A 12,105-nucleotide genomic window follows, 5' to 3' on the forward strand; every position below is an offset into this window, starting at 1 on the left:
ACCCTTCCAGACTTCCATCAGAACTCAATCCGAACATCACCCTTCGGCACGCTGCAGCACGAAAGAATGAACCCTTCGGCTTCGTCTTCCTCGGTGATCCCGCCGTTGTGGTCCATCTCGACCTCCCCGCCCAGCTTCATCACCTTGCACGTCCCGCAGATCCCCATCCCGCAAGCCTTCGGAATCAACAGACCCAACTTGGCAGCGGCGGCGTGAACGGTTTCCCCCGGCGCCACACGAATGCTCTTGCCGGACGCGGTGAATTCCACCTGGTGCAGGTCCGCCACGTCGATGTCCGGCGCGTCTGCGGCGATTTCGGCTTGCTCCACCGCATCAGCACGGGCTTCCGCTGGCGTAGCGCCGAAGGATTCCTCGTGATAACGCGACATGTCGAAGCCGACCGCCTCCAGCATGCGCTTGACCGCGTTCATATACGGCGTCGGGCCACAGCAGAAGACTTCGCGCTCCATGAAGTCCGGCGCCATCAGCTCCAGCATCTTGTGGTTCAGGTAACCGCGATAACCGGCCCACGGTTCGCCCAGACCATGCTTCTCGCAGATCAGGTGCAGGCTGAAGTTATCGATCCGCGACGCCATGTGTTCCAGCTCGCGGTGGTAAATGATGTCTTTCGGCGAACGGGCGCTGTGGATAAACACCATGTCGACGTTGCCGTTGGTGTCGTAGAACCAACGCGCCATCGACATGACCGGCGTGATGCCCACGCCGCCGCTGAGGTAAAGCACCTTCGGCGCGGTGAAGTCCATGGCGTTGAACAGCCCGACCGGCCCGTGCACCGCCAGCTCCTGGCCTTCGTGCAGGGTGTCGTGCAGCCAGTTGGAGACTTTGCCGCCCGGCACGCGCTTGATCGTCACCGAAAAGCTGTACGGCACCGATGGCGAGCTGGAAATGGTGTAGGAGCGCATGATCGGCACCCCTTCGATTTCCAGCTCCAGGGTGACAAACTGCCCCGGTTTAAAGAAGAACAGGATTGGCTGGTCAGCCATAAAGCAGAAGGTGCGCACATCCCAGGTTTCCTGGATGACTTTGACGCAACGGACGATGTGTCGACCATTGGCCCAGGTCTGGGTGGTTACCGGATTCAGGAAGCTGTTGGACATGCTGTTCTCCACCGCCGATGGTCGGCCTTATGTTGGCGATTCTGCGTAACGTGCGAACCACCCATTTACCTATCTGCGACATTCACATACTTATCGCGACCAGCCTGCATCTACCGGGGGTTGCGCGTCGGGAACAGATTGGGCCATGTCGCCCATGGATAAGGTTCTGCCCAGCGCCGGCCCCACACTCGCTCCACACAAAGACGATTTCTTTACACCCTTGCGTAGCAAACCGTATCAGCCACTTTCGCCGGCCGCACAGAATGGCCTTGAGGATCAAATCGATGGACGTCACCGCAAAAATCAGCCTGGGCGATCCGCTGGAACCCGCACGCAAGGCCACCGCGCAGATGCTGCAAGAGCGCGAGCGCACTTTCTCGCTGCCGCAGCCGTTTTACTCTGACGAGCGGCTGTTTGATATCGACATGCAGGAAATCTTCCAGAAAGAGTGGTTGATCGCCGGCATGGCCAGCGAAATCCCGACCAAGGGCAACTACCTGACCCTGCAAGTCGGCAAGAACCCGATCATCGTGATTCGCGGCGCCGAAGGCGTGATCCATGCGTTCCACAACGTCTGCCGTCACCGTGGTTCGCGGTTGTGCACCAGTGAAAAAGGCAAGGTCGCCAAACTGGTCTGCCACTACCACCAGTGGACCTACGAACTGGACGGTCGCCTGCTGTTCGCCGGCACCGAGATGGGCGCCGACTTCGACATGAAGGAGTACGGCCTCAAACCGGTCAACGTGAAGACTGCCGGCGGCTACATCTTCATCAGCCTGTCGGAAAATCCGCCAGCCATTGATGACTTCCTGTCGACGCTGAACCATTACATGGAACCGTACGACATGGAGAACACCAAGGTGGCGATTACCACCACCTTGATGGAAAAGGCCAACTGGAAACTGGTGCTGGAAAACAACCGCGAGTGCTACCACTGCAACGCGTCGCACCCGGAACTGCTGAAAACCCTGCTGGAATGGGACGACGTCACTGACCCGCGTGCCGACCAGGCCTTCAAGGACCACGTCGCCGCCTCCGCCGCTGCCTGGGAAGCCGAGAAGATCCCTTACGCCCACGCCAGCTTCGGCCTGCGTAACCGCATCGTGCGCATGCCGCTGCTCAAGGGCACCGTGTCGATGACCCTGGACGGCAAACAAGGCTGCGCCAAACTCATGGGCCGGATCAAAAACCCGGACCTGGGCTCGATGCGCATCCTGCACTTGCCGCACTCGTGGAACCACTGCATGGGCGACCACATCATCGTGTTCACCGTGTGGCCGATCAGCGCGCAGGAAACCATGGTCACCACCAAGTGGATCGTCCACAAGGACGCCGTCGAAGGCGTGGACTACGACGTGGAGCGCATGCGCCAGGTCTGGGATGCGACCAACGACCAGGACCGTCGTCTGGCCGAAGAGAACCAGCGCGGCATCAACTCCACGGCTTACCAGCCAGGCCCTTACTCCAAGACCTATGAGTTTGGCGTGGTGAACTTCGTGGACTGGTACAGCGAGCGTTTGCTGAACAATCTGGGCGCGGAACCTGCGCCTTACCTCAAAGGGGTTCCGGTTCAAGGCTGACCGATCCCGCTGAAAAAAAACCGCGAACATGTTTCGCGGTTTTTTATTGTTCAAATTTCGATCAATCGCTTTAGAGCTGCCGCTGGCATGGGGCTGCAGCGGTTCGCGAACAAGTTATCCACACCTCCACCCACAGCAAATGGGGACAACTCGGTTTACGGCGCAAAATTTCTCCACAGAAACTGAAGAAAATCCGTGACTTATCCAGAAGCAGGGTTTTGAGCAGCGATTGGTTGTTTTTTGATCGAAAGCTTGTAAGGCACGTTATACGTGGCTTGCAGAGGATGGCGAACACCTTATCCACAGAAGCGCCAACAGACTTTGGGGGCAACTTGGGCGGATCTGTGGAAAACCGTTGGAAGCCGCGATAAATCGGGGTTTGCGCGAGGTTTCTCGGTCTAAAACGACGATTTGATCGTTTTTTGATCACTCGCCTGATAAGCCCGGTTTATATGGTCTGTAGAGGACAGCGAACATCTTATCCACAGATGCGCTAACAGAGATTGGGGGCAAGTATTGGCTCGCTTCCAAAGTTATCCTCTGGAAAAAGCCCGAAAAAACCGCAAGTTAGGCTGGTTGTTTTTTGTACGAAGGGTTGCAGGGCTTGATTTGTATGGGGTGTAGCGATGGGCGAACACGTTATCCACAGAAGCGCTAACAGGGATTGTGGGTAACCTCGATCAGGTCCTGTTGAAACACGACCGGCCCGAGTCGATGTCCAGATTCAACTCATAGTCATTGAATGCACCCCACCCAAGCAAAAGCGAAGGCACGTACTGACCCAGCAACAACGACGGAGGAATCGTAAAGTCCGGGTAGTAGTTGTAAGTGACCAGTTGGATATGTCCCGCCAGGCTCAATTCACCCTTGAAGGTTTGGGAGCGCGGCTTATCGGTGACATGAATGGGTGAGTTGCCCGGCGAGGAGGACGTCAGGTAATCAACATTGCCGGTGTCAATAATCGCCGGCGTCGCCCGACGATCCAGGCGTGCGGCAATGGTCAGTCGTTGATTGATGTCGATGCGCGCATAGGTAATTGGCGAATCACATCGCGCGGGAGGTTCGGCGTTAAGCTCCAGGGTCTTTTGGGTGACCTTCAAACGCCCCAACTTACCGAGCAAATCAAGCCCCAACAGGTTTTCCCGGTCGCTGACAAACACCAGGACGTTTCTGAACTCGCTTGAGCCTATCTTTAAAGACTCAAAGATCCCGAGTCTGGCAGACAGGTCACGTTCACCATAAAACGTGCTGTAGCCATAGTGAGAGTCGCTTAATAACCTGACTCCCATCAGCTTCGCAGTGTCGAGGTTGACCCGGGTTTGCGGTGCGCCGGTGTCCAGAATGAAGCGCGACAAGACACCATTGGCCGCTTTGACATCGAGGTAGGGCAGCACCTCGTCAGTCGCGTGACCGTCACTGGCGTAAGGATGAATCGCCAGCACCTCGTGCCGCTTCGCTCTTGTCACCGAGAAATCGCCGACCGCCCGCAAGGTCGCGAGGGATTCGCTGCCGAACATGGAAAACATTGCGTTGAGTTCAGGATCATTCGCGATTGCTTGAGCGTGACGACGCTTGATCGCCAGATAGTATTCGGGAATCTGGTTTGCGGTTTTGGCCTCGAACATTCGGGCGAGAACAGACACTGAACAATTCAGGTTTTTTTCAGCATCCAATACCTTGGCGCATTGCTGTTTCAGCTGCGCCAAGGTCGCTTTTTGTCCCTGTTCGGACTCTAACCATGTGTAGAAATCCGCAGCTGCCGGCAGGGTATCAGCCATCGAACTTGTTGCTGCACAGATAAAAAATGCAAACAGCACCAGAGACGACTTTGAATTCACGCCGCCGATCAGACATGTCTCACGCCGACTGACCGCCCTCATGTTCAACCCATTCTTGAAACGAGTTTTATGAACTAGCGCTGCGGCACCCCTGAGCAGCTCATAGAGAAATGTAGCTCATCAGGGCCGATACATCAGATAGGCCTCACCCGTGACCCGAATCATCGGATGGGGAGTGATTTGGCAGGTATCGACGATACGAAAGCCATGTCGCTCGTAAAACCGACGGGCGCCGGTGTTCATCGCGTAGTCGATCAGGCTCAAGCCATTGAGCCCCAGCTGGTTGGCACGGTCGTAAGCGTAGGCGAGGAATTGTTTGCCCAGGCCCTGGTTTCGCCAGCCTTCATGGAGCGCCAGGCTGGATATATAGAGGGTGTCGGGGATTTCCATCTTGGCGTACGGCGCCAGCACCGGATCGGTTACTGGAGGCGCCAGCGGATCGTGACGCATCACGTAGCTGTGCATCATGCCAATGACGTTTCCATCAACCTCGGCGATGAGGCAGTTCTGATAAGAAAAATCGACGTCGTCACGGGCGTAACGACTGGCGCCCACGTCCAGTAAATCCTGACCGGGCTGCGCCAGATGGCTCCAGATGTAATCCGCAGCACCTTCTGATGAAATCTGAAACAAACGAGCAATCTCCCGCGCATCCGCGCGCAGGGCCGAACGAAATTCAACGGTCATTGTTTCCCCATAAATGTCGGTGACAGGAGCACCCTGTGGGAGCGAGCCTGCTCGCGAAAGCGATGGATCAGTCGCCGGAGATGTTGACTGACACACCGCTTTCGCGAGCAGGCTCGCTCCCACATTAGATCTGTATTGGTTATTCGTTAGCGGACCACGCCTTCTTCGATCAGTAACTTGAGAATCGCCTCAGCCCCCGCCTCGGCGCTCAACCCTTTTAGCACCTGCCCGCCACCGCCACTGGCCTTGGCAGTCGCAGCTTTCATCCGGTCCGCGCCGCTCTTGGCCTTGATCACCTTCAAGCGTTTAGGCCGTGGCTTGGCCGGTTGCAGCGTGGCGACTGCCAGCAGTTCATCGTCGATCACTTCGACTTCATCCGCCTGCAACACCCCGCGTCGGGCCGGACCGTAAGCGCTCTGCCGAGGCTTCGGCGCGGCGTTATCCACAGTCGCGAGGAACGGCAGCCGTACTTTCAGGCGACGGCGCTGACCGCGCGGCAAAGCTTGCAGCACCAGTGCTGAATTACCGTCGATGGATTCAACTTGAGCCAGCCCGACGACCAGCGGCCAGCCCAGGCTTTCGGCCAGCAGGAACGGCAACATGCCCGAGCCTTCGCCGGTTTCCGCCTGGCTACCGGTCAGCACGACCTGAGCCCCGGCGTCACGCAAATACGCGGTCAATGCCGGCAGTGCATCGGCGCCTTCCGGCTGCTCAAGCACATGCAGCTGTTCAAGGCCCATGCCCAGATACGCACGTAGCGCAGGTTCCGCGACGTCGCCGGCATGCAGCACTTGCAGGTTATCCCCAGCCAGTTGCAGGCCCAGCTCCACCGCCCGCGCATCCTGTTCCGCGCGACGTGGCCGGCCGGAGGTCGGGTGGGCGCCGATGGACACCAGGCTGATGATTTTCGTGCTCATAACCCTTTCCTTTCCTTAAGCCGCATCGCGCTTGGCTTCATTGCGGTAAGCCTCTACCGCATCGATCAAGGCTTGAAGAATCTCTGCACTCTCGCCGATCACCGACAGGTCGGCCCGTTTGATCATGTCGCAGCCAGGGTCGAGGTTGATTGCCACTACCTTGTCGCAGGCACCGATGCCTTGCAGGTGCTGGATCGCCCCGGAAATCCCCACCGCCACGTAAACCCGCGCGGTGACCCAGGTGCCGGACGCACCAACCTGACGGTCGCGGGCCATAAAGCCATCGTCCACCGCCACTCGGGACGCGCCTTCGGTAGCGCCCAGCGCTTCGGCGGTCCTGTGGAAAAGTCCCCAGTCCTTGACCCCGTTGCCGCCGGAGAAGATGAACTCGGCTTCGGCCATCGGAATCGCCGCCGGATCGACCGCCACCGCGCCCAAATCCTCGATGCGCGAGAGACTGCGCGCCACCGCTGTGGATAACTCCACCGGCAAGGCTTCGTGACGGGTTTCGCTGACCGGTTCGGCGCATTCGACGGCAGCCAGGATCAAGCGTGCCACCGGGCGCGCAAGGTCCTGCAAACCGGCACCGGCGCGACCGATGCATTCCTGATCCTTAACCTGCCAGACCCGCGTGGCCGGGCGTTCGCCCAGTGCTGCGGCAAAGCGTCGACCCAGTTCACCACCGCCGCTGCGGCTGTCCGGCAGCAGCCAGTGACGCGGGCTGAACTGGTTATCCACAGCCCGCAGGCCCTGGACCCGTTGTTCCGGTGCATAACCGCTGAATTCGTCACCTTCCAGCACCAGCAAGCGATCGACGCCCGCGGTGGCGAAGGCGCTTTCTTTGTGTTCGCCGAAGACCACGGCCAACACCGCGCCGTCCTTGCCGGCCAATTGGTGAGCCAGACCCAGCAAGTCGCGGTCGTGGCTGCTCAAGCGGCCGCCGACCATGTCTGGCACCACGCTGATGTAAAACGCAGGTGCAGGCACTTGATGCAGTGGCAATTGCACTTCAACCGCAGCCGAGCGTTTGCTCGCCCCGCCCTGTTGAGCGCCGCTGCGGTCAATCCGTTTGATGCCGTTGGGACCGATAAAACCGATGCCATGGGGATTCTTGCGAATGACGCCGTTAGGCCCCATCCAGCTGTGTTGCGCCGGTTGCATGGCCGCGTGCAGCGGGTGCAAACGGTTACGGGCGATCCATTCGGCGCGTGGGTCGCGGCGGATAATGTCGCTCATCAGTGGGCCTCCGCAGGTTCACGTTGGGCCGGTTTGGTCGGCTTGCTCGGGGCAGCGTCTTCGAGCAACGCGTCCGCCACCAGTTCGGCGATGTCCTTGATCAGCGGCCGCGGTTCGACCACGCCTTCGAGCATCGCGGTGCACTGTGGACAACCCACGGCCACCAGTTCGGCGCCGGTTTCGCGGATGTCTTCCATGCGCATGTCAGGGATCCGTTGCTTGCCCGGGATGTCGGTGATCGGCGCACCGCCGCCACCGCCGCAGCAGCGCGAGCGGAAACCGGAGCGTTGCATTTCCTTGATCTCGATACCCAGGGCGCGCAGCACTTCACGCGGCGCCTCGTATTCGCCGTTGTAGCGGCCGAGGTAGCACGGATCGTGATACGTCACGCTGCTGCCTTTGTGCTGGCCGAGGTTCAGGGCGCCAGCGCCGATGATTTCCGCCATGTAGGTGCTGTGGTGCTGCACGAGGTAGTTGCCGTCGAAGGGGCCGTACTCGTTTTTCAGCACGTGGAAGCTGTGCGGGTCGCAGGTGACGATGCGGTTGAAGCTGTACTTGGCCAGGGTCTGGATGTTGCGTTTGGCCAACAACTGGAAGGTTGCTTCGTCGCCCAGACGTCGGGCCACGTCACCGCTGTCGCGCTCTTCAAGCCCCAGCACTGCGAAGTCGACCTTGGCCGCTTTCAGCACTTTGACGAAGGCGCGCAGGGTGCGCTGGTTGCGCATGTCGAAGGCGCCGTCGCCGACCCAGAACAGCACGTCGACGGATTTCTTCTCGCTCATCAGATTGAGGTTCAAGTCCGCCGCCCAGTTCATCCGCCCACCCGGGGCGAAGCCGCCAGGGTTGTCGGTGGCGATCAGGTTTTCCAGGACTTCGGCGCCCTTGTTCGGGGTCGCGCCTTTTTCCAGGGTCAGGTGACGGCGCATGTCGACGATGGCATCGACGTGCTCGATCATCATCGGGCACTCCTCGACGCAAGCGCGGCAAGTGGTGCAAGACCACAGGGTTTCAGCGTCCACCAGACCGTTGACGATTGGTTGATGCGGGTTACCGGCGTGCTCGCCGATCGCCTTGCCCGGATACGGGCTGCCGGCGAACTTGGCGTCGGTGCCACCGGCCAGGCCAACGACCATGTCTTGAATCAGTTTTTTCGGGTTCAGCGGCTGGCCGGCGGCGAACGCCGGGCACGCAGCTTCGCATTTACCGCACTGCACGCAGGCGTCGAAGCCGAGCAGTTGGTTCCAGGTGAAATCCTTGGGTTTTTCCACGCCCAGTGGCGCGGTCGGGTCGTTCAGGTCCAGCGGTTTCAAACCGGTGGAACGGCCGCCATTAAAACGCTCGGCGCGACGGTGCCAGGCCAGGTGCAGGGCACCGGCGAAGGCGTGCTTCATCGGCCCGCCCCAGGTCATGCCGAAGAACAATTCCGATACGCCCCACAGCACACCGACGCCGAGGATCGCAGCCACCACCCAACCGCCGAAGTTTTCCGGGAGGATGCCGGCCACCGGCAGGGTCAACAGGAAGAAGCTTGCAGAGAACGCCAACAGGCTTTTCGGCAGACGCATCCATGGCCCTTTGGAAAGGCGAGCCGGTGGGTTGCGACGACGCAGGAACATGAAAATCGCACCGACGAACATCACCGCCGAGGCAACCAACAGGGCAACACCGAGAATGCGATTGTGCAGGCCGAAACCGTGAACCAGGATCGCCAGCACAATCGACGCCACCGCACCGCCAGCCGTGGCGACGTGAGTGTTGGCGATGTACTTGTCCCGCGCGACCACATGGTGCAAATCGACCATGTAACGCTTGGGCATGGCGAACAGGCCGCCGATCAGGTCGACTTTCGAAGCCCGGCCTCGGCGCCACATAGCCACCCGCCGCAACGCGCCGAGGACGGCAAGGCCCAGGGCAGCGAACAACAGGATTGGAAGAAGGGTGTTCAACATGGTGGAGCTCCCAAAGACCGCAGGGTCTTGCAGGCCAAACTACCTGGATGCCTTGCCCGATTCCTGTGGGAGCGAGCTTGCTCGCGATTCAGGCGACGCGGTGCATCAGAAACTCCGCGTTATCGTTCATCGCGAGCAAGCTCGCTCCCACAGGGTTATCCACAAGCTCTTAGAAATCCTTGCACAACCGCAACGCGTCGTAGATCGCCGCGTGGGTGTTGCGCTGCGCCACGCAGTCGCCGATGCGGAACAGCAAGTAGCCGTCGCCTGCCTGGCTCAACGAAGGTTGCGGCTTGATCGCGAACAGGGCTTCGATGTCCATCTGGCCTTTGTTGCGCGACGCTTCCTTCAGCGCGTAATAGATTTCTTCGTCCGGACGCACGCCGTTTTCGACGACGACCTGGTCCACCACCCGCTCCTCTTTGGCGCCGGTGTATTCGTTTTCCAGCACCGCCACCAGCTTGTCGCCTTCGCGGTAGACCTTCTCCAGCATCATGTCCCCGGTCATGATCACTTCTTTCGGGTACATACTGCGGTAGTACGTCGGGAACGAGGTGCCGCCAATCGCAACGCCCGGTTTGATGTCGTCGGTGACGATCTCGACCTGGCTGCCCTTGTCGGCGAGGAAGTCGGCGGTCGACATCCCGGTGAACTCGCAAATGGTGTCGTAAACCAGCACGTTCTTGCCCGGTGCGACCTTGCCATCGAGGATGTCCCAGCTGCTGACCACCAGGCCTTCAGCCGCGCCCCAGTGCTCGTTCTGCTCCAGGAACGGATGGCCGCCGACGGCGAGTACCACCACGTCCGGACGCAGGTCGAGAATGGTTGCCGCATCGGCCGCCACGCCCAGGCGCAGGTCAACTTTCAAACGAGCCAGTTCCAGCTGGAACCAGCGAGTGATACCGGCGATCTGGTCCCGTTGCGGAGCTTTCGACGCGGTAGTGATCTGCCCGCCGATGAATTCTTTTTTCTCGAACAGGGTCACGTCGTGGCCACGTTCGGCCGACACGCGAGCCGCTTCCATCCCGGCAGGACCGGCACCGACCACCACGACTTTGCGCTTCACACCGGTCGATTTCTCGATGATGTGCGGCACGCCCATGTATTCACGGGAGGTCGCGGCGTTCTGGATGCACAACACGTCCAGACCCTGGTACTGACGGTCGATGCAGTAGTTGGCGCCGACGCATTGTTTGATCTGGTCAACCTGACCCATTTTGATCTTGGCGATCAGGTGCGGGTCGGCGATGTGGGCGCGGGTCATGCCGACCATGTCGACGTAGCCGCCTTCCAGAATACGGGTCGCCTGGTTCGGGTCCTTGATGTTCTGCGCGTGCAAAACCGGGGCCTTCACCACTTCCTTGATACCGGCCGCCAAGTGCAGGAATGGCTCCGGTGGATAACTCATGTTCGGGATAACGTTGGCCAGGGTGTTGTGGGTGTCGCAACCCGACCCCACCACGCCAATGAAGTCGATCATGCCGGTGTCGTCGTAGTACTTGGCGATCTGCTTCATGTCCTCGTGGGACAAGCCGTCCGGGTGGAATTCATCACCGCACAGACGGATGCCGACGCAGAAATCCGGGCCGACTTCAGCCCGCACAGCCTTGATCACTTCCAGGCCGAAACGCATGCGGTTTTCGAAGCTGCCGCCCCATTCGTCGGTACGTTTGTTGACGCGCGGGCTCCAGAACTGGTCGATCATGTGCTGGTGCACGGCGGACAGCTCGACGCCGTCCAGGCCACCGGCCTTGGCCCGCGCGGCGGCGCTGGCGTAGTTGCCGATCACCCGCCAGATTTCTTCCGGCTCGATGGTTTTGCAGGTTGCACGGTGCACCGGCTCACGGATGCCCGAAGGCGACAGCAGGGTTGGCCAATGCTCGCCGTCCCAGCGGGAACGACGACCCATGTGAGTAATCTGGATCATGATCTTGGCGCCATGCTTGTGCATGGCATCGGCCAGGTTCTGGAAGTGCGGAATGATCCGGTCATCGGCCAGGTTGACCGACTTCCACCAGCCTTGCGGGCTGTCGATGGCCACACTGGAGGAACCGCCGCAAATCGCCAGGCCGATCCCGCCCTTGGCTTTCTCTTCGTAATACTTGACGTACCGGTCGGTGGTCATGCCGCCGTCGGTGGCATAGACCTCGGCGTGCGCGGTGCTGAGCACGCGGTTGCGGATGGTCAGTTTGCCGATCTGGATCGGCTGGAACATTGCTTCGAAAGCCATGGCGGGTTCCTCGACTTACAACGGCTTGACGGTGAACAGGCCGTCGTCGTGGCCTTCTTCGGAGCCACCGTAAACCTGTTCGGCAACGGTGCGGATCTTGCTGCCACGGGCTTGCAGAATCTGGTCCATGGCACCGGCAAACCAGCCAGTGAACATGTAGTCGACCTTGCGCCCGACCTTGCCGTACACGTAGACGAACGCCGAGTGTTCGAGCTTGACGCTGGCGGTGCCTTTGTCGAGGTCGATGTCCTGGATCTTGAACAGGCCCCAGCCGCGCTGCGACAGGCGCTTCATGTAGTGCTCAAACACCGCGACGCCTTCCAGGCCGTGGCATTCGGCTTCTTTTTCACACCAGTGCCAGGCGGATTTGTAGCCGGCCTTGTAGAGGATTTCGGCGTAGGCGTCGGCGCCCAGCACTTCCTCGATGCCCATGTGGTTGTTGACGAAGAAATGACGCGGCACATACAGCATCGGCAGGGCGTCGGAGGTCCAGACACCGGTTTCGCTGTCGACTTCGATTGGCAATTGCGGGGCGATCTTGGCCATGGAA

9 protein-coding genes are annotated in these 12,105 nt (G+C 60.0%); 1 reads left to right on the plus strand and 8 read right to left on the minus strand.

What is annotated here, in order from left to right:
• Window positions 1–17: 17 nt before the first annotated feature.
• On the minus strand, window positions 18–1,118 hold the full coding sequence (gene gbcB, locus AC3IUE_RS29925) for a glycine-betaine demethylase subunit GbcB (RefSeq protein ID WP_056739089.1): 1,101 nt from the start codon (window positions 1,116–1,118) through the stop codon (window positions 18–20).
• A gap of 284 nt (window positions 1,119–1,402) precedes the next feature.
• Between gbcB and gbcA the strand changes: the two genes are divergently transcribed.
• Entirely contained in the window at window positions 1,403–2,698 is a 1,296-nt protein-coding gene (gbcA, locus tag AC3IUE_RS29930) for a glycine-betaine demethylase subunit GbcA (protein ID WP_489264496.1), read from the plus strand.
• 680 nt (window positions 2,699–3,378) lie between these two features.
• Here the strand turns inward: gbcA and AC3IUE_RS29935 are convergent.
• The 7 genes from AC3IUE_RS29935 to AC3IUE_RS29965 all read right to left on the minus strand — a co-directional run bounded on the left by AC3IUE_RS29935 (window position 3,379) and on the right by AC3IUE_RS29965 (window position 12,101).
• Entirely contained in the window at window positions 3,379–4,578 is a 1,200-nt protein-coding gene (locus AC3IUE_RS29935) for a retropepsin-like aspartic protease (RefSeq protein WP_489264497.1), read from the minus strand.
• Between the two features lie 78 nt (window positions 4,579–4,656).
• Window positions 4,657–5,223, minus strand: coding sequence for a GNAT family N-acetyltransferase (locus AC3IUE_RS29940; RefSeq protein ID WP_489264498.1), 567 nt, complete (start codon window positions 5,221–5,223; stop codon window positions 4,657–4,659).
• Between the two features lie 146 nt (window positions 5,224–5,369).
• On the minus strand, window positions 5,370–6,140 hold the full coding sequence (etfB, locus tag AC3IUE_RS29945) for an electron transfer flavoprotein subunit beta (protein WP_056739081.1): 771 nt from the start codon (window positions 6,138–6,140) through the stop codon (window positions 5,370–5,372).
• Window positions 6,141–6,155: 15 nt separating this feature from the next.
• A complete protein-coding gene (gene etfA, locus AC3IUE_RS29950) occupies window positions 6,156–7,376 on the minus strand; it encodes an electron transfer flavoprotein subunit alpha (RefSeq protein ID WP_056739079.1) in 1,221 nt (406 codons plus the stop codon).
• On the minus strand, window positions 7,376–9,325 hold the full coding sequence (gene dgcB / locus AC3IUE_RS29955; protein WP_489264499.1) for a dimethylglycine demethylation protein DgcB: 1,950 nt from the start codon (window positions 9,323–9,325) through the stop codon (window positions 7,376–7,378). Before dgcB ends, etfA begins: the two co-directional genes overlap by 1 nt.
• Before the next feature lie 169 nt (window positions 9,326–9,494).
• Window positions 9,495–11,555, minus strand: coding sequence for a dimethylglycine demethylation protein DgcA (gene dgcA, locus AC3IUE_RS29960; protein ID WP_046045305.1), 2,061 nt, complete (start codon window positions 11,553–11,555; stop codon window positions 9,495–9,497).
• 15 nt (window positions 11,556–11,570) lie between these two features.
• Window positions 11,571–12,101 (minus strand): DUF5943 domain-containing protein, encoded by a 531-nt coding sequence (locus AC3IUE_RS29965; protein WP_008033249.1) that lies wholly within the window; start codon window positions 12,099–12,101, stop codon window positions 11,571–11,573.
• Window positions 12,102–12,105 lie beyond the last annotated feature (4 nt).

The sequence above is a fragment of the Pseudomonas sp. GL_093 genome, from assembly GCF_057837605.1.